This window comes from Frankia alni ACN14a (assembly GCF_000058485.1).
Taxonomy (GTDB): Bacteria; Actinomycetota; Actinomycetes; order Frankiales; family Frankiaceae; genus Frankia; species Frankia alni.
This window is the reverse complement of record NC_008278.1, coordinates 1-18574: the sequence shown is the minus strand read 5'-3', so window position 1 is coordinate 18574 and position 18574 is coordinate 1. Positions and strand designations below refer to the sequence as shown.

At 72.2% G+C, this 18574-nt stretch carries 14 protein-coding genes and 1 tRNA gene; 4 read left to right on the top strand and 11 right to left on the bottom strand.

Translation table 11 applies throughout. The features are described 5' to 3' along the window. Positions 1-70 precede the first annotated feature (70 nt). On the top strand, positions 71-463 hold the full coding sequence (locus FRAAL_RS00130; protein ID WP_011601288.1) for a hypothetical protein: 393 nt from the start codon (positions 71-73) through the stop codon (positions 461-463). 211 nt (positions 464-674) lie between these two features. On the opposite strand, the gene def is transcribed toward FRAAL_RS00130, so the two are convergent. From def to FRAAL_RS00110, 3 genes are all read right to left on the bottom strand, one after another. Further along, complete coding sequence (gene def / locus FRAAL_RS00125; protein WP_011601287.1) at positions 675-1349, bottom strand: peptide deformylase; 675 nt, start codon at positions 1347-1349, stop codon at positions 675-677. A 755-nt stretch (positions 1350-2104) separates the two neighbouring features. Then, the gene (locus FRAAL_RS00115; RefSeq protein WP_011601284.1) at positions 2105-2482 is read right to left on the bottom strand and encodes a roadblock/LC7 domain-containing protein; all 378 of its coding nucleotides are present in this window, start codon (positions 2480-2482) and stop codon (positions 2105-2107) included. Between the two features lie 116 nt (positions 2483-2598). Beyond that, a complete protein-coding gene (locus tag FRAAL_RS00110; RefSeq protein WP_041938591.1) occupies positions 2599-2964 on the bottom strand; it encodes a hypothetical protein in 366 nt (121 codons plus the stop codon). A gap of 226 nt (positions 2965-3190) precedes the next feature. Here FRAAL_RS00110 and FRAAL_RS00105 point away from each other — a divergent pair, with 226 nt between their 5' ends. Both FRAAL_RS00105 and FRAAL_RS00100 read left to right on the top strand, forming a co-directional pair. Further along, positions 3191-4117, top strand: a complete 927-nt coding sequence (locus tag FRAAL_RS00105) for a hypothetical protein (protein ID WP_011601282.1) — start codon at positions 3191-3193, stop codon at positions 4115-4117. Between the two features lie 500 nt (positions 4118-4617). Further along, on the top strand, positions 4618-5247 hold the full coding sequence (locus FRAAL_RS00100; protein WP_011601281.1) for an RDD family protein: 630 nt from the start codon (positions 4618-4620) through the stop codon (positions 5245-5247). Positions 5248-5539: 292 nt separating this feature from the next. Here the strand turns inward: FRAAL_RS00100 and FRAAL_RS00095 are convergent. Both FRAAL_RS00095 and FRAAL_RS00090 read right to left on the bottom strand, forming a co-directional pair. Beyond that, positions 5540-5613 (bottom strand) — tRNA-Ile (locus FRAAL_RS00095). Positions 5614-5677: 64 nt separating this feature from the next. Beyond that, positions 5678-6349 carry a DUF3566 domain-containing protein gene (locus FRAAL_RS00090; RefSeq protein WP_041938590.1) on the bottom strand — a complete coding sequence of 224 codons (672 nt, stop codon included), beginning with the start codon at positions 6347-6349 and terminating at the stop codon, positions 5678-5680. A 244-nt stretch (positions 6350-6593) separates the two neighbouring features. On the opposite strand from FRAAL_RS00090, the gene FRAAL_RS00085 reads away from it, so the two are divergent. Further along, entirely contained in the window at positions 6594-7424 is an 831-nt protein-coding gene (locus tag FRAAL_RS00085; protein WP_041938589.1) for a hypothetical protein, read from the top strand. A 155-nt stretch (positions 7425-7579) separates the two neighbouring features. Here FRAAL_RS00085 and gyrA read toward each other — a convergent pair whose 3' ends face one another. From gyrA to dnaA, 6 genes are all read right to left on the bottom strand, one after another. Continuing rightward, positions 7580-10084 (bottom strand): DNA gyrase subunit A, encoded by a 2505-nt coding sequence (gyrA, locus tag FRAAL_RS00080; protein WP_011601277.1) that lies wholly within the window; start codon positions 10082-10084, stop codon positions 7580-7582. 167 nt (positions 10085-10251) lie between these two features. Then, positions 10252-12186 (bottom strand): DNA topoisomerase (ATP-hydrolyzing) subunit B, encoded by a 1935-nt coding sequence (gyrB, locus tag FRAAL_RS00075; RefSeq protein ID WP_041938588.1) that lies wholly within the window; start codon positions 12184-12186, stop codon positions 10252-10254. Between the two features lie 447 nt (positions 12187-12633). Continuing rightward, entirely contained in the window at positions 12634-13350 is a 717-nt protein-coding gene (locus FRAAL_RS00070; RefSeq protein WP_231861433.1) for a DciA family protein, read from the bottom strand. Further along, positions 13340-14476 carry a DNA replication/repair protein RecF gene (recF, locus tag FRAAL_RS00065; RefSeq protein WP_011601273.1) on the bottom strand — a complete coding sequence of 379 codons (1137 nt, stop codon included), beginning with the start codon at positions 14474-14476 and terminating at the stop codon, positions 13340-13342. Before recF ends, FRAAL_RS00070 begins: the two co-directional genes overlap by 11 nt. A 1-nt stretch (position 14477) precedes the next feature. Beyond that, positions 14478-15656 carry a DNA polymerase III subunit beta gene (gene dnaN, locus FRAAL_RS00060; RefSeq protein ID WP_041938587.1) on the bottom strand — a complete coding sequence of 393 codons (1179 nt, stop codon included), beginning with the start codon at positions 15654-15656 and terminating at the stop codon, positions 14478-14480. 890 nt (positions 15657-16546) lie between these two features. Beyond that, entirely contained in the window at positions 16547-18151 is a 1605-nt protein-coding gene (gene dnaA, locus FRAAL_RS00055) for a chromosomal replication initiator protein DnaA (protein ID WP_011601270.1), read from the bottom strand. Between the last annotated feature and the right edge of the window lie 423 nt (positions 18152-18574).

The window sequence follows — 18574 nt, the reverse complement described above, 5'->3', positions numbered from 1 at the left end:
CGCGTGATTCCGGGAATGGGGTGTCCGTGGGGGTGGCGCCGCGAGATCGCCCTGCCCGAAAGGAGCACAGATGGCTGCTCGTTCCCGATCCCGAAAGCCGCACCCGCGCGACACCGCTCCCGCCGACCCCCGCCGGGCGGCCGGGGGAGCAGCGACCGCGCCCGAGGCCGACCCGGCCGTGTCCCCGCCCGTCGGCCCGGCCACCTCCCCGCTCGCCGACCTGGCCACGTCCCCGCTCACCGACCTGGCCGCACCGCTTGTCGGCGGCCCGGCCAGGTCGCCGATCCCCGACGCTGCTGGCGTACCGGCGCAGGATCGTCGTTCCCGGCGGGAGCGGCGAGGACACGGTGAGGACGGTGGGGGTCCCCGGTCCGGGCCGGGTGCGCCGCGGCTGCCCGGTGCGGCCGGGGCGACGGGCGCGGGCCGCAACCCGCGGCGCTTCGCCACCCGCCGGCAGGGCTGATCCGATCGGCGGGGTGATCCGATCGGCGGGGTGATACCGCCGGCAGTCCGGCCCGGCCGCCACGACGGGCCGGCCGGGCGGGACTGATCCACCAGCCCGCCGACCGGTGTCGCGGCCGCCCCGGCGCCGGCAGCCACCGACGACGCGCTGGTCGCCGACGACGCGCTGGTCGCCGACGACGAGGTAGCCGCCGCCGACGGATCGCCGGCGGCTACTTGCCGAGGGTCCCGGCCACCTCGGTGCGGCGGGCGAAGATCTCCTCGGCCCGCTCCTCCATCTCCTTGAGCGCCTTCTTGCGTCCCCGGCTGGACAGCCGGTCGAGGTAGAGGCCGCCGTACAGATGATCGGTCTCGTGCTGCAGGCAGCGGGCGAAGTAGCCGGTGCCCTCCAACCGCAGGGGGGCACCGGTGGCGTCCTGGCCCCGGACGGCGGCGCGTTCGAGCCGGGCGACCTCCATGTAGGCGCCCGGCACGGACAGGCAGCCCTCCTCGCCCTTGACCAGCCGACGCTCGGCGGGATCGGACTCCTCCAGCTCCGGATTGGCGAGGTGCCCCACGTGCCGGACGCCGTCCTCGTCCGTGCAGTCGTAGACGAACAGCGCGGCGTCGACGTCGATCTGGTTCGCGGCGAGCCCGACCCCCTCGGCGCCGTACATCGTGGCGAACATGTCGTCGATGAGAGCGGCGAGTTCCGGGGTGCCGAACTCCGTGATCTTCCGGCAGGGCCGGTGCAGGACGGGCTCCCCGACGACCGTGATGCGCCGGATGGTGCCCCGCGCCACCTCGGGCGGGACCTCGGGATAGGCGTCGACCGGCTCCCCCAGGACCCGGACCCGCAGATCCCGCTTCTCGTTTGCCTCATTCGATCGCGCGGTACGCGAGGCCATGGCGGGCTTCTCCTTCCGTCCGACCGCCGGCGCGCCCGCGCGGGCGGCGGCACGGTGCCGGCCGGCCCACCCGCCGTCCGCCAGGCCGAACCGGGCCGCCGTCGATCCTCGACATGCTGTGCCTACGAGCTTGGCAGAACGCTCCCGTCGCCCGCGCGACGGATCGACGCTCCCCGGGCGAATATCGCACCGTCGGGCGGGTGGAGCGGTTCACGCGACGACGCCCGGCATGTCGGTGGCCGGCGGCGGGCCAGCAGCGTGGACCGGCGGGACCGCAGAGGGAGCGGCGGCGAGACCGTCAGCGGGACGGGCGGCGGCCGGTCCGACGGCTGCGGCCGAGTTGCTCCCACCAGACGGCGAACTCCTCCTCCGCGCGGCGCTGCCGCTCCTCCCGGCACTGACGGCACTGGGTGTCCTCGGCGGGACACTGCCCACAGGTGACGCACGTCGGCCCGGCGGTGCCACCCATCTCGCGGTGGGCCTCCTCGACCGTCCGCCGACAGAAACAGCTCACCGATCCGGACACACAGGTCACCCAGGGAGACAGTTGCCCGGCGCCGTGGTGCTCCGACCACACATGGCCACACAGGGAACACGGCTGCACGGGGGCATTCGAACACATGAACCACCGGAGCGCATCGGCCCGTGTGTGCCGACTCCGGTTATCCACAGGCTGGGCGACACGAGGGGCGGCCGGGTGAGCCCGCCGCCCGGGGCGCCGGCGCCGGCCCGCACAGCCGGCACCCCGGGCGGTCTCAGGCGGCAAGCAGCCCGGCGAGACGCGTCACGGCGGGCCGCGACTGCAGGTGCAGCCGTTCGAGGTCGAGACCCTCGTCGCCCAGGACGACGAGCAGCCTGGTCTCCCCGATCGCGTAGACGATGATGTGCCCGCCCTGACAACGGGTGATCACCTCGCGCAGCGGTCCCATCCCGGCCTCCTGGCCGGTGGAGCGGCCGAGCCCGAGGGCGGCGGCGGCCATGGCCGCGAGCACCTCGGATCGCACGCCGTCGGCGTCGGCGGCGACGAGCAGTCCGTCGGCGGAGGCGACGGCGCTGCTGGTGACGCCCGGAACCTGGTCCCGCAGGGCGTGGAGCTCGGCGAGTACCCCATCGGTGATCGTGCTGGTGCTCATCGATGCCTCATTTCTCCCGCACGGATGTCCGCGCGGGCCGACAGGTCTCACATCTCGGCGTCTGCCGACGCCGCCGGCGCTGTAGGAGGGGCGGCGCCGTCAGAGGGTCGGCGCCGTCAGAGGTCGAGGCCGCGGGCGATGGCGCGCAGGCTGTGCCGCGCGAGCGCGAGGTTCGCCCGGGGCCGGTCCAGGGCCAGGTAGAAGAACAGCGGGCTGCCGCCCCGGTGAAGCAGTCGGATCAGGTGGTACTGCCGATCGAGGGTGATGAGGATGTCCTCGATCCCCTCCTTGATCCCCAACGCGTCGAGGGTGCGGGCCTTGGCGCGCACGACGTCGGTGTTGCCGGCCGAGGCCGCCTCGAGATCGAGTGTCCGGCCGCCGCCGGCGGAACCGAGCATCATTCCGCTCTCGTAATCGACGAGCGAAGCACCGATCGCGCCGTCGATTGTCATCGCTTCCTTGAGCGCGGTCTCGATGTCCATGAGGTACCCTTCAACCCGTTGACACAGCATGACGAAATTACTCGGCAGGCCTTTTAGCATTCGCGTGCACGTCGGCGGGCATATCGTGTGGACGAGGTGAACGTACCCGTGCGCGAACGGATTGTCACATCGAGGACCCACCATGCCGGATGAGACGAAGAACATACAAGGTCCCGTTTCTTCTACCGATGGCCCACCCCACAGGGAGGAGGCGGATACACGGCCGGTGGAGGAAACGCCGGCCCGCGTCGACCTCCTACTGGATGCGCTTCGGCAGCAGGCCCGGGAGGAGTTCTCGGGCGCGGTCGTGGTGCTGGGCGAGGCGAACGGGAAGGTCGTCCTTCGGGAGGGTCTGCTCACGACCGCCACCACCTCGGCGGCACCCGGACTCGAATCGCTGCTGCTGCGGTCCGGGCGCATCTCCGACGAGGAGTGGACCGCGGTGTTCGCCGCGGCCGCGCCGAGCGGCCGGCTGCCGACGGCGCTGGTAGAACGCCGGCTGCTGGGCAGCGCGGGCGTCCAGGTGGTGACCCGGATGGCCACGATGGACGCCCTGTTCGCGCTGGCCCTGACCCAGATCGCGAGGGTGACCACGGAGCCCGCCGGCTCCGGTTTCCTACCTCCGCTGCTGCCCGTGGAGCCGGGAATCGAGGTCGAGCGGGCCATCCGGGAGACGAGCCGACGGCTGGCGAGTGCCTCTCGCTGGCGCGCCGACCTGGGCCTGGAACCCCAGGTCCGCCCACGGCTGGCCACGGCTTCGGCACGACACGGGACGGCGGGCGGAGCGCAGGCCGACCTGCTGGCCCGGATCGACGGGCGCCGGACGTGCCGGGACATCGCGTTCACGGTGGGCCGCGGCCTGTTCCCGGTCATGACGGACCTGGCGTCGCTCGCGGGTGATGGCCGGATCGTTCTTCCACCCCCGCAGGGGCGATCCCCGGTCAGGTCCGACGCTGGGCGCCCCGCCGCGTCCGGCCCGCCCGACTATGGCGACCGGGTGCGCACGGAAATCCCGCACCTCGCGGTCGGGGCCGATTCTCAGGAACGCCAGAAAATGATGGCGGACACCGCCCTTCCCCGCCGTTCTCCTCCCCACCGCGACGGCGGCGGCCCGCCCGACCATGGTTTTCCTGCCCGCCGCCGGACACGCTGACCGCGGCAATCGCGTGCAGCACCGGTGAACAGGCCGACAGCGTCGGATGACCGGCGGAGCGTCCGACTGCGGCGAACCAGGTCCGGCGGACCCGCCCGGCATGGCGATTTCCGCTTCCCTTCCGCTTCGGGTTTTCCGTCACGGTTCGCGGTCCAAGGCAGCCCACGAGGCGACCCGCGCCGACGGTGTCCACAGGCCGCGCACCGAACTCATGCCACCCCGCTGGCCCTGTTTGCTCGGTCGAGTTGTCAGCACGCACACGTCTGGCCAGACGCAGGGTGGGAGCGCATCGCCTTCGCCGTTCGCCTGCGGAAAACCAGCAGGCACCCGCGACGCCCGACACACTCGTAGCCGATACCAAATCACCTGAAGCATGTCGGTGTCCCGCACCCCGCTTCCAGCAGGGTGTCAAACAGGCGACTACAACCTGTTGCCCACGCGGCGAGTTCGGCGCATCTCTACCGTTTACATTGGCAGCCTCGACGAGAGCAGGAGCGCTCATGACGACCAACGGTCCCTACGGCGACGAGCACAACCAAGGCGCGGGACCGGCCTACGGCGGGCAGGGACCGGCCTATGGGCAAGGGCCGGCCTACGGCGGGCAGGGACCGGCCTACGGCGGGCAAGGGCCGGCCTACGGGCAGGGACCGGCTTACGGCCAGCCGCCCGGCTATCCCCCGTATCCCCAGGCACCCGGCTACGGGGCGGGACAACCCCAGGGCGCCGCACTTCCCGGACTGGGCGTACGGCTCGGCGCCCGCATCGTGGACAACCTGATCCTCACCGTCGTCAACGTCGCGACCTTCTTCATCCTCGGCTACGGGCTCGGCTGGACAGCCCTCACCGCCGTCCTGACGTACGCCTACTTCGTGGGCTTCGACGTCGCTCTCGGCGCGACGCCGGGCAAGAAGGCGTTGGGTCTGCGGGTCGTCGGTCCGGGCGGCGGGCGGCTCGGGCCCAACAATGCCGCGGTCCGCGAGCTGTTTCTCCTCTTCAACATCATCCCGATTCTCGGGCCGCTCCTGCTCTTCGTGGCCTACATCGCGATCGGCGTCACGATCAGTTCGGACCCGCGGGACCAGGGCATCCACGACCGCCTCGCCGGCGGTACCCAGGTGCTGCGCGGGTAGCCGAGCGCGCCGGTCGGGCAGCGGCGTATCGACTGACGCCTCGCCGGGTCGACCCGGCGTGCTGCGGCCGAAACGGGTGGGAAGCGCCGCTGCGGTCCCACCCGTTCCAGGCGACGGCGTTCCGCGGATCCGCTCGCCCCCATCCCACGACACCCCGACCAACGGAGCGAAGGGAAGGGATCATAAGAGGCTGCCACGCCACACCCGGGGGGTTCGGGGGGTCGTCCCCCCGGCCAGCATCACGGCAACGGGGAAGCCGCCCCAAGGGCGGCAACCACGAGGAATCAGCGCGTGGACCTAGGTGGACTTGAACCACCGGCCTCTTCCTTATCAGGGAAGCGCTCTAACCGACTGAGCTATAGGTCCCGGCAACGACTGCAACCATACAGGACGGCGGGGCCGGGGTGGCGGCCGCCGCCGTCCGTTGGCGCTACTGGTCGCTGAGGGTGAGTTCGATGCCGCCGATCATCTCGGCGCAGAGGTTGTAGAGCAGGGCGCCGAGGGTGGTCAGCGCGGTCATCAGGATGACGTTGATCGCGCCGATGAGCAGACTGATCTCCATCGCGCGGCCGAACGACAGCCAGCTCCTGACGTTGCTGGCGCTGCTGTCGGTCAGGGTGTCCGCGGCGTCGGTGACGCTGTTGAACACCCCGATCGAGTTGAGCACGAACCACAGCACGGCGACGGCGACGAGCAACACGACGAAGACGCACAGGGAGAACGCGAAGCTGAGCCGGGTCACGGTCAGTGGGTTGACCTTGGACAGCCGCAGCTTGGCACGCCGGCCGGCGCCGGGCGGGCGGGCGGATCCCGTGCCCGGACCGGGGCGACCGGGGCCGCGAGGGGCGCTGGCCCGGTCGGCCGGGACGGCCTCGAGCTGGTCGTCGAGGGCGCCGGGAGAGGTCGTGGTCATCGCGTGCGGCGGCGCTGCGGCGGTGGTGGTGCCCGCGGACGACGGCGCGGCTATCGGCCGCTCGTAGGCCGCGGTCGCGTTGGCGCCACGGCCCGCGGCGGGCGCGGCCGGCCGCACCGCGTCGGGGACGGGCACCCGTTCCGGCGCGGCACGGTTGCTCTCGGGCTTCGTGGTACCGCTCCTCGTCATGCTGGGCGGACGGACCAGGGAGATCGTGTCGGTCTCACCGGGTCGCTCGACCGGGTGTTCGGGGCGGGCACTGGGCAGGCCCGTCGTGCTTCGGCGGGCGCCGGGCGGCGTCGTACCGAGGGACTTCGCCGGCGACGATACGGCGGGCGAGCCGAGTTTGCGGGTAGCCGAGCCCGCATCGCCGCCGTGGGTCCCGGCGTTCCCGGTACGAGCCGACCCGGATGGGGGCACCGCCGCCCCTCCGATGCCGGCCGGGGCCCCGCCTGCCCCGTTGCGGGTCGGCGTCGCCCGCGATCGGCCGGACCGCTCGTCCGCCGCTGCCGCGGGCCGGGACGCCGGGGCGGAGACGGCGGGAAGCGAGGACGACGACGCAGACGACGCCGAGGACGACGACGGCACCGAGGACGACGACGGCGGGGACGACGCAGACGGCGACGATCCCGACGTGGCCGGCGGTGCCGACTTCGGCGGCACGGACCTGGCCGGCGGCGCGGACTTCGGCGGCGCGGACTTCGGCGGCGCGGACCTGGCCGGTGCCGCGGACGACCGCGCCGGTTCCGCAGCCGCCGCCCGGTCACCGCCCGCGATCCCGGACGTCTTGCCCCCCAGAGCGGTCGAGGACGACGAGGCGGACGATCCCGGCTTCGACGAGACGGGCGGGGAGGCAGGCGGCGAGGCGGACGGGGAGGACCCGGCCGCGCCGGCCCCCGAGGTGCTCTCACGGCCGTCCTCGCCGTGCTGGGACTGCCCCGCCCCGGACCGGCCGGAACGCTGGAAGAAGGGGTTGCCCGCCGACGGGTCCAGCGAGCCGGCGCCGCCGGAACGGGCCCCGCCCGAAGCCGCCGGGCGGTCGCCGCCGGGCGGGGGGGTGCCGGCGGCGCCGGCGGCCGCCGCGGCGGCGCCAGCTCCACCGCCGGAGGCGCTGGCGGTGGGCGGCTTCAGCGTCTCGCCGGCCGGCTCCCCGTCGCCGCCGTCACCGGGGCGGCGGGAACGGTCGCCGTCACGCGCTCCCCCCGGCCCGGCGGCCGGGGAGGAGCCGCGGTGGACCGCCGACCGGGCGGGCCGGTCTTCCTGACTGTCGCTCACGGTCTACTCCCGGTTCGCTCCTGGCGGCGTACGCGGGCCATGCGCACGCCGGATCCCCGCTTCGGCGTCACCGCGGCGCCGGGGGACGGCGCCGACGTCGAGGACCGCCATCGCCCCGGACCTGGACCGCTGCCGGCCCCGGGCTCAGCTCTCCTGGGCCCCGGGGTCGGTGGGGGCCTCGGTGTCCTCCGCATCAGCATTGCGCGCCACCCCGACCACCTGCACACCGGTCTCCAGATCGATGAGGCGGACCCCCATCGTCTGCCGCTGGGCACGGCGGACGTCCTTGGCGATGGTGCGCAGCACGCCCCCGTTGGAGGCGATCGCGTAGAGCTGGTCGTCCGGGTCGACGACGAGCGCGCCGACCAGACCGCCCCGGGTGGAGACGATCTTAGCGGTCAGCACACCCTTGCCGCCGCGGCCCTGCACCGGGTACTCGGCCAACGGGGTCCGCTTGGCGTAGCCGCCGGAGGTGGCCACCAGCAGGTCGGCGGTCGTGCCCGGCACGACGACGTCCATCGACAGCAGCTCGTCCTCGGCGTCGAAACGCATGCCGATCACGCCGGAGGTGGCCCGGCCCATCGGCCGTAGCTGCTCGTCGTCGGCGTGGAAGCGGATCGACTGGGCGTTGCGGCTGACCAGCAGCAGGTCGTCGCCGGGCGCGACCAGGCGGGCGGCGATCAGCTCGTCGTCGTCGCGCAGGTTGATCGCGACGAGGCCGCCGGCGCGGTTGGAGTCGAAGTCGCTCAGGGCGGTCTTCTTGCACAGCCCGCGCTTGGTGGCCAGGACGAGGTAGGGCGCGACCTCGTAGTCCTTCAGGGCGATGACCTCGGCGATCCGCTCGTCCTGGGAGAACGCGAGGATGTTCGCGACGTGCTGGCCCTTGGCGGAGCGGGCCTGCTCGGGCAGCTCGTGCGCCTTCGCCCGGTACACCCGGCCCTTGTTGGTGAAGAACAGCAGCCAGTGGTGCGTCGTCGTGACGAAGAAGTGCTCGACGATGTCGTCCTCGCGCAGGGCCGCGCCCTGCACACCCTTGCCGCCGCGGCGCTGGGAGCGGTAGAGGTCGGTCTTGGTCCGCTTGGCGTAGCCGCCGCGCGTGACGGTGACGACCACGTCCTCCTGGGCGATGAGGTCCTCGATGGACATGTCGCCCTCGAAGGGGACCAGGCGGGTCCGCCGCTCGTCGCCGAACTTCTCGACGACCTCGGCGAGCTCCTCGCCGATGATCTGCCGCTGCCGGACCGGGGAGGCGAGGATGGCCTCCAGTTCGGAGATCCGCGCCCGCAGCTCGGCGGCCTCGTCGATGATCCGCTGGCGTTCCAGGGCGGCGAGGCGACGCAGCTGCATGTCGAGGATGGCGGTCGCCTGGATCTCCGACAGCGTGAAGCGTTCCATCAGCTGGCCGCGGGCGGCGTCGGCGGACTCCGCGTTGCGGATGAGGCTGATGACCTCGTCGAGGTGGTCGAGCGCGATGAGCAGACCGTCGAGGACGTGCAGCCGCTCGCGGGCCTTGCGCAGCTGGTAGCGGGTGCGCCGGACGATGACGTCGACCTGGTGCTCGACGTAGTAGCGGATCATCTGGTCCAGGCGCAGCGTGCGCGGCACCCCGTCGACGATCGCCAGCATGTTGACGCCGAAGGTGTCCTGGAGCTGGGTGTGCTTGTACAGGTTGTTGAGCACGACCTTGGCGACGGCGTCGCGCTTGAGGTCGATGACGAGCCGCTGGCCGATGCGGGCCGAGGTCTCGTCGCGGACGTCCGAAATCCCGGTGACCTTGTTGTCGCGGACCAGCTCGGCGATCTTCTCGGCGAGGTTGTCCGGGTTGACCTGGTAGGGCAGCTCGGTGACGACGAGCTGGGTGCGGCCCTTGTTCTCCTCGACGTTGACCACGGCGCGCATCCGGATGCTGCCGCGGCCGGTCCGGTAGGCGTCCTCGATGCCGCTGCGCCCGACGATCAGGCCCGAGGTCGGGAAGTCCGGCCCCTTGATGATGCCGATCAGCGCCTCGAGCAGTTCCTCGTCGGTCGCCTCCGCGTGGTCGAGCGCCCACTGGACGCCGGTGGCGACCTCGCGCAGGTTGTGCGGCGGGATGTTCGTCGCCATGCCGACCGCGATGCCGCCGGCGCCGTTGACGAGCAGGTTCGGGAACCGGCTCGGCAGGACCAGCGGCTCCTGGGAGCGGCCGTCGTAGTTCGGCGCGAAGTCGACGGTCTCCTGGTCGATGTCGCGCAGCATCTCCATCGCCAGCGCCGCCATCCGCGCCTCGGTGTACCGCATGGCGGCGGGCGGGTCGTTGCCGGGCGAGCCGAAGTTGCCGTTACCGTCGACCAGCGGGTAGCGCAGCGACCAGGGCTGCGCGAGCCGGACGAGGGTGTCGTAGATGGCCGAGTCGCCGTGGGGATGGTAGTTACCCATGACGTCACCGACCACGCGCGAGCACTTGAAGTACCCGCGGTCAGGACGGTAACCACCGTCGTACATGGCGTAGAGGACCCGTCGGTGGACGGGCTTGAGCCCGTCCCGGACCTCCGGCAGCGCGCGGCCGACGATGACCGACATGGCGTAGTCGAGATAGGACCGCTGCATCTCGACTTCGATGCCGATGGGTTCTATGCGGTCGCCGGGGGGCGGCGGTAGGACGTCGACCACGGGGTCCTTCCAGGGCAGTGGGAGCAGTCGTCAGGTGGGACGGGTGTCCCGGCGGGTGGCCGGGACGCCGGCGGGGCGCCAGCCACGATTCGCCCCGGGGTCGTCCCGGCCGGGCGGAGCGCAGCACCGCCGCGCGGGCCGGACCGCCGCGGCACCGCGCCACCGCGTCAGATGTCCAGGAAGCGCACGTCCTTGGCGTTGCGCTGGATGAAGCTGCGGCGCGCGTCGACATCCTCGCCCATGAGCACGGAGAACAGCTCGTCGGCGACGGCCGCGTCATCGAGGGTGACCTGGAGCAGGATGCGCTTGTCCGGGTCCATGGTGGTGTCCCACAGCTCGGTGGCGTTCATCTCGCCGAGGCCCTTGAACCGCTGGATGGCGTCCTTGGGCAGCTTGCGCCCGGCCTCCACCCCGCGCTGGACGAGCCCGTCGCGCTCGCGGTCGGAGTAGGCGTACTCCCAGTCCTCCCGACCCCACTTGATCTTGTAGAGCGGCGGCTGGGCGAGGAACACGTGGCCGGCCTCGACCAGCGGCCGCATGAACCGGAACAGCAGGGTCAGCAGCAGGGTCCGGATGTGCTGGCCGTCGACGTCGGCGTCCGCCATCAGCACGATCTTGTGATAGCGCAGCTTGGCGATGTCGAAGTCGTCGTGGATGCCGGTGCCCAGGGCCTGGATGAGCGCCTGGACCTCGGTGTTCTTCAGGACGCGGTCGATGCGCGCCTTCTCGACGTTGAGGATCTTTCCGCGCAGCGGCAGGATCGCCTGGAACTTCGAGTCCCGCCCGCCCTTGGCCGACCCGCCGGCGGAGTCGCCCTCGACGATGTACAGCTCACAGCGCTCGGGGTCGGTGTACTGGCAGTCGGCGAGCTTGCCGGGCAGGCCGGTGCCGCCGAGCAGGCCCTTGCGCCGGGTCAGGTCCCGGGCCTGGCGGGCCGCGATCCGGGCGCGCTGGGCGTCGAGCGACTTGCTGACGATGGCCCGCGCCTCGGTCCGGTTGACCTCGAACCAGTCCTTCAGCGCCGAGTAGCACATCTCCTGGACGAACTTCTTCGCCTCGGTGTTGCCGAGCTTCGTCTTCGTCTGGCCCTCGAACTGGGGCTGCGCGAGCTTCACCGAGATGATCGCGGTCAGGCCCTCGCGGATGTCGTCGCCCGACAGCCGCTCGTCACCGCTCTTCGCGCCCGCCTTCACCGGCTTGAGCAGGTTCTGGTCCTTGGCGTAGGCGTTGACGGCGCTGGTCAGCGCGGCGCGGAAGCCCTCCTCGTGGGTGCCGCCCTCGTGCGTGTTGATCGTGTTCGCGAAGGTGTAGACCGACTCGCTGTAGCCGGCGTTCCACTGCATCGCGAGCTCGGCCTCGATGCCGACGCCCTTGGACTCCAGCGAGATCACGCTGCGGTGGATCGCGTCCTTGGTGGCGTTGAGGTGGGCGACGAAGTCGACCAGACCGTTGGTGTACTTGTAGGTGACCTCGAGGCGTTCCTCGGGGCGCTCGTCGATCAGCGTGATCGACAGGCCCTTGTTGAGGAAGGCCATCTCCTGCAGGCGTCGGGAGAGGGTCTCGAACTTGTACTCGGTCGTCTCGAAGATCGTCGGGTCCGCCCAGAAGGTGACCGACGTGCCGGTCTTCTTCGTGGTGCCGGTCTTCACCAGGGGCGCCGCCGGGCGGGTCCCCACGTACGGCTGGAACCAGACGTGCCCATCGACCTGGATCTCCACGTCCAGCTTGGTGGACAGCGCGTTCACGACGCTGACGCCGACGCCGTGCAGACCGCCCGAGACCGCGTAGGATTTGCCGTCGAACTTCCCGCCCGCGTGCAGCGTCGTCAGCACGACCTCGACCGCGGGCCGCTTCTCGGTGGGATGCATGCCCACGGGGATGCCACGACCGTTGTCGACGACGCGGACCGCACCGTCGGCGAGCAGGCTCACCGTGATCGTGTCGCAGTAGCCGGCCAGCGCCTCGTCCACCGCGTTGTCGACCACCTCGTAGACGAGATGGTGCAGACCGCGCTCCCCGGTGGAGCCGATGTACATGCCCGGACGCTTGCGGACCGCGTCAAGACCTTCGAGAACCTTGATCGAACTTGCATCGTAGGCCACGCGGCGGGTCCCCTCGTTCTGGGCGGAAGTATCCACCAGTCTACCCGCCGACCCGTTATAGCGGACGCAGGGTGACCCCTGACGTCTGCGCAGCGCCCCGTACGGCGGGACGGTGAACCCCCCTACGGGACCGATGCCTCCCGGGGCCTTGGCGCGCCTTCACGACGGTCACCCGACGCGGCGATCAACCTTCACCCACATGATCGCCTCGTGTTGCCCGCCCGGCGACGCCCGGAGCTACCCCAACCGCCCGGGGCCGTCGCGATCGGTGAGCACCGGATCGCTCTCCCGGTCTGTCCGTCTCTTCCGGCGGGACACCCGGCGAGCCCGCGCAGGCCGGGCGCGCTCGTCGCCGGGCCGGCCCGCCATTGCCCGCCGCCATGACCGGTCACCATGGCCGGCCGCGTGACCGGCCGCGGTGGCCGGCCGCGTGACCGGGTGCCGGACTCAGCCGTAGGTGTCGCGCGGGCCGCGCCCGGCGGTGCGGATCGGCCCGTGCCGCCACGAGGGGGCCGTCGGGCCGCGCACGGTGATCCGCTGGACGACCTGCGGACCGAGTTCCCGGTGCAGGATGGCGAGGATCTGACGGGACAGCATCCGTAGCTGGGTGGCCCAGGCCGTCGACTCGGCCACGAGTTCGAGGTTGCCGTCGCGCAGCGAGACCGGAGTGCAGTGGTCGGCGATGTCCGGGCCGACGATGACGTCCCACCGGGCGAGCACGCCGGCGTCGTCGGCCTGTGCCTTCCAGCCGCGCGCGGCGAGCAGCCGACTGATTGCGGTGCCGAAGGAGACCGGGTCGCGCCACTCCCTGCCGGGGGCGGCGATGCCCGGCAACCGCGGGCGCTGGGGCACCTGGCCGTCGTCCGCGCCGGACCGGGGCCGCCGCCCGGCGCGGTCCGCCGCCGCGGGGCCGCCGCCGGGCCCGCCACCGGCGCCGGCTCCGCCGTCCGCACCGGGGCCACCGGCGGGGGAGCCGGACCAGGATCCGCCGGCGCGGGAGGACCCGCCGCGCCGGCCTCGAGCCCGCTCGCGGGCGTCCCGCTTGGCCTGGGCGAGGATCTCCCGGGCCAGGTCGGCGCCACGGCCGACGCCGGGCGACGACGCCGACGCCGACGTCGGGGTCGGGGTCGGGTCGGGCTGATGGTCGTCGGGCTCAGGAGGCACGGAGCACCTCTCCCGCCGCGACGACGTAGCGGGTGCCGGTCAGCTCGGCCGGCACATCGGCCTCGACGGCGGCGGTGACCAGGACCTGCTCCGCGGGGGCGACGAGTTCGGCGAGCCGGGACCGGCGCTGGACGTCGAGCTCGGCGAAGACGTCGTCAAGGAGCAGGACGGGCTCGCGGTCGTCGGCCCGCAACAGCTCGAACGAGGCCAGCCGCAGGGCCAGGGCGAGCGACCAGGACTCGCCGTGACTGGCGTAGCCGCGCGCCGGCAGCCCGTCGACGGTCAGCAGCAGGTCGTCACGGTGCGGCCCGACCAGGGTCTGCCCGCGTTCGATCTCCCGCGGGCGGGCCGCCACCAGCTCGGCCCGGATCGCCTCCTCCCACCGCTCGCGGTCGGGGCGGACCGGGTCCGGCGCCGGCTGCGGCACGCTGGCCCGGTACTCGAACCCGACCGCGGCCTGCGCGCCGGCCACCGCGGCATAGGCCCCGGCCACCCCCGGACGCAGCGCCTCGACGAGGGCGAGGCGGGCGGTGAGCAGCTCGGCGCCGTAGCTGGCCAGGTAGCCGTCCCAGACGTCCAGGGTGCGCAGGTCACCCTTGCCGCCGGCCCGCCGGGCCGCCCCGGCCGTGCGCAGCAGGGTCGAGCGCTGCTTGAGCACCCGGTCGTAGTCGGCGAGCACCGCGGCCATCCGCGGGGTCCGGGCGACGAGCAGTTCGTCGAGGAACTGCCGGCGCCCCGCCGGGTCCCCCTTCACCAGGGCGAGGTCCTCCGGGGCGAACAGGACCGTGCACAGCAGCCCGAGAACGTCGCGGGGCCGGGGGACCGGCGCCCGGTTCAGCCGGGCCCGGTTCGCCCGCCCCGGCACGATCTCGAGCTCCACCAGGGCCGCCCGGTCGCCACGCACGATCCTCGCCCGCACCACGGCGTGCGACGCGCCCTGGCGCACCAGGGGGGCATCCGCGGAGACCCGGTGGCTGGCCAGCGTCGCGACGTACCCGATCGCCTCGATCAGGTTCGTCTTCCCCTGGCCGTTGCGACCGACCAGCGTGACCACTCCTGGACCAAGGGTCAGGTCGAGGGACGGGTAGGACCGGAAGTCGACAAGGGACAGGTGGGTGAGGTGCACGTCACCCGTGGAGGCGGATCGGCATGAGCAGGTACCGGTAGTCGGGCACCTCGCCGTCGTCGTCGGCCTTGCCGGTGAGGATCGCCGGCTTGTTCGCGGCGACGGCCGGGTCCTCGGCACTGGCGAAGCCGATCCGCACGATGTCGGACTCCAGTGCGCCGAGCGCGTCGAGCAGGTAGGACGGGTTGAACGCCACCGAGAGCTCCGGGCCGTCGTAGGTCACCGGCAGCGTCTCCGTCGCCTGCGCCTCACCGCCGGTGCCGGCCTCCAGGACGAGGTGGTCCGGCGAGAACGACAACTGCACGGGGGCGGTCTTCGCCGCCACCAGGGCCACGCGCTTGACCGCCTCCTGCAACGGTGCGATCTCCAGCTGGGCGATCAGCGGGGAGCTGTCCGGAAGCAGCTTGCGGAAGGGCGGGAACTGGCCCTCGAGCAGCCGGGTGGTCGTCTGCCGGGTGGAACCCGCGAAGCCGGCGAGCGTCTCCCCGGACGGGCCCGTCCCCAGCGCGATCGAGACCTCCACCCCCGAGCCGGACAGCGACTTGGCGGTGTCCAGCAGCGTGCGGGCGGGGACGAGGGCCACCGTGACGGGGGCCGCCGCGTCCCCCTCGCCGGCGGAGTCGTCCGGACGCCACTTCAGCGAGCGCACGGCGAGCCGGTAGCGGTCGGTCGCGGCGAGGGTGAGGGTGTCGCCCTCGATCTCGATCCGGACGCCGGTGAGGACCGGGAGGGTGTCGTCGCGCCCGGCCGCGATCGCCACCTGCGCGACCGCGGCCGCGAAGGCAGATCCCTCGATGTGGCCGGTGACGGGGGGCATGGCCGGCAGTGCCGGGTAGTCGTCCACCGGCAGCATCGGCAGTGCGAACCGGGCGTTACCACAGGTGATCACGAGCCGGGTGCCGTCGATGCCGAGGTCCACCGGCGCGGCCGGCAGCGCCCGGGTGATCTCCGCGAGCAGCTTGCCGTTGACGAGGGCGCGGCCCTCCTCCGACACCGTCGCGTGCACTGTGCCCTGGGCGGCCACCTCGTAGTCGTAGGCGGCGACCTTGAGCATCGGCCCGGTCGCGTCGAGAAGGAGGCCCGACAGCACCTGCAACTGCGTGGTCGGCCGGCTCGGCAGCGTGCGGGCGGTCCAGGCGACCGCTTCGGTGAATTCGTCCCGTTCCACCCGGAACTTCATGGTTAGCCCTCCTTCGTCCCCTCCGGTGTTCGGAGTCAGCCCGTCGGGAACACCGATCAGCATCCCAGAGTGCCAGGCGGCCTCGGCGGGCGGTCGGCCCCACCACGAACGCTCACCCGGAGCCCACGAAGTGGCACAGATCGCGCTCGCTCAAGATCGCGAAAAGTTGTCCACACCCCCTAGTACTTCAAGCTTTTGATCTTCTTAGAAGAAATTGAAGTTCGTGGTGGTAGTAGGGGCTGTGGATGCTGGGGATAACCGCTGTTTTCGCAGGTCAGAGGCCTGAGGAGCCGGTGCAAAACCTGTGGGTGGAGCTGTGGGTTTCCGCAGTGGATATCCACATGCCGAGCAGCTGTCCCCAGGGACCACTTTGTCCCTCCACAGGCCGTCCCCGAGTTATCCACAGGCTGTCCACGCCTTCCTCCACCGGTCCACCCCCAGGATGTCCACAAGGTTTTCCACAAGCTGTGGGCGGAACCACCCCGTGGGCTCGAGGCCGCCGGCCGGGTGTGCTACAGGACGCGTCGCCGTGTCGACCTCCGCGACGGCTGTCCACAGGCTGTGACAGCCGTCCCCTGGGGATCCCCGACCGACCACCGGCCGGCCGACGCCCCTGCCACCCACCCCGACGCGGGAGTGCCGGAACCCGGCCCCGCCGCCCCGGGCCGACGCCTGTTGCGGTGCGTTCTGGACGGTTCGAGTCGCAGACCGGCGGAACGCATCGCAGTCCGGCCAGCCGGAGTCGACCCGGTCCCGCATCGGGGCGCGGCGAGCTACGTCATGGGCGCCACGGCCGTCTGGGTGCAGCGGTCGGTGCCCGCCCGTCCGCCTGCGGTCGGGGCTCGGGAGTCGGGAGTCGGGAGTCGGGCCGGGGCTCGGGGGTGCCCGAGTCAGGGCTGGCGGGCCTGGACCCGGATGCGGTTGGTCAGTTCGGTGACCTGGTTGTAGATCGCGCGCCGTTCGGCCATCAAGCCGCGGATCTTGCGGTCGGCGTGCATGACGGTCGTGTGGTCGCGGCCGCCGAAGTGCTGGCCGATCTTGGGGAGCGACAGGTCGGTCAGTTCGCGGCACAGGTACATGGCGATCTGCCGGGCCGTCACCAGTACCCGGCTGCGGGAGGTGCCGCACAGGTCGTCCATGGAGACGCCGAAGTACGCCGCGGTCGCGTTCATGATGGCGGCCGCGGTGATGTCCGGGTTCCCGGCGTCCGGGATCAGGTCGCGCAGCACGATCTCGGCGAGCGTGCGGTCGACGTGGGACTTGTTCAGGCTCGCGAACGCCGCGACCCGGATCAGCGCCCCCTCGAGCTCGCGGATGTTGCGCTCGATGTGCGTGGCGATGTACTCGAGCACGTCGGGCGGCACGGGCAGGCGCTCGGTGGCGGCCTTCTTCGACAGGATCGCGATGCGGGTCTCGAGGTCCGGCGGGGTGATGTCGGTCATCAGGCCCCACTCGAACCGGCTGCGCAGCCGGTCCTCCAGTGCAGAGAGCTGCTTGGGCGAGCGGTCGGAGCTGATGACGATCTGCTTCTCACCGTCGTGCAGGACGTTGAACGTGTGGAAGAACTCCTCCTGCGTCCGCTCCTTGTTCTCCAGGAACTGGATGTCGTCCACGAGCAGGACGTCGATGTCCCGGTAGCGACGCTGGAAGGCCTGCTGACGGTCGTCCCGGATCGAGTTGATGAAGTCGTTGGTGAACTCCTCCGAGCTCACGTACTTCACCCGGGTGTTCGGGTACAGCTTCAGCGCGTAGTGGCCGATCGCATGCAGCAGGTGGGTCTTGCCGAGCCCGGAGTCCCCGTAGATGAACAACGGGTTGTACGCCTTCGCCGGTGCCTCGGCGACCGCCACCGCGGCGGCGTGGGGAAACCGGTTGCTGTCTCCGATGACGAAGGTCTCGAAGACGTAGCGCGGGTTCAGCCGGGCCTGCGCCGGCTCGGTCTCCAGCGGCGCGGCGTCGCGGCCGAGCCCCGCCCCCACCCGCATCGGCGGGGTGCTCTCGGCGGAGTCGGGGAAGGGCAGCTCGCCGTTCACCGGCGCGCCGGCCTCGCCCGCCCGCCGGCCGGTGTCCGCCGCCGCGCCGCCCGACCCACGTCCTCGGGAACCGCCCGCGTCCCGCGGCGCGCCGCCGTCGCCCTCCCCCGGCCGGACGATCCTGATCGGACCGCTCATCGGCTCCGGGTCGGGCAGGTGCTCGACGGTGACCGCGACCCGGATCTCCCGTCCATACGCTGTGGACAACGCTGTGGACAGGAACGGCCGCAGCCGCGAGTCGAGAAGCTCCTTGGTGAACTCGTTCGGGGCGGCGAGCAGGGCCGTGTCCTGCACAAGGCCGAGCGGACGGGTCAGCCGCAGCCATGCACGCTGCTGCGCGGACAGCGTGCCGTCGGCGACCCCGGCGACGGCCTGGCTCCAGACCGCGGCCAGGTCCGGGTCACCCGCGGGTTCCTCCCCGAAAGGTAGACCGGCGACGGAGTCGGCGCGGGGGTTGGACACGGGGGCTCCTCGGGCAGTTCGGTACGGTTTGCGGGCGGTGCTGGCCCCATGGGTGGGGGTACGTCGCGGATGTTGATGTGGTCCCGGTCCGGCCGCGACCGGGACGCCTCGTCCCGATGGTTCTCCACATCGTCGTCCACAACCTGTGCATGGACACGGCAGGGCCTCCGGCGTGGCGGAACCGGCTCACCCCCGGTACGGCGCCCTACCGCGGGCCGTCGTCCGGATCTGCCTCGTCCCCCGCCGATCGCCCTCTCCACAGGCGTTTTCCACAGGCCAGAGTGCACCCGGCCGGCGGCGCCCCCCGGACGCGGGTCTGCCCGGCACCGTCCGGCACCCGCGTGCGCGGGATGTCGTCCAAGGATCGTAAGGCGCCGCCCGCACCGCCGTGCCGGGGCCGGACGGGAATGTCCGGCCCCGGCA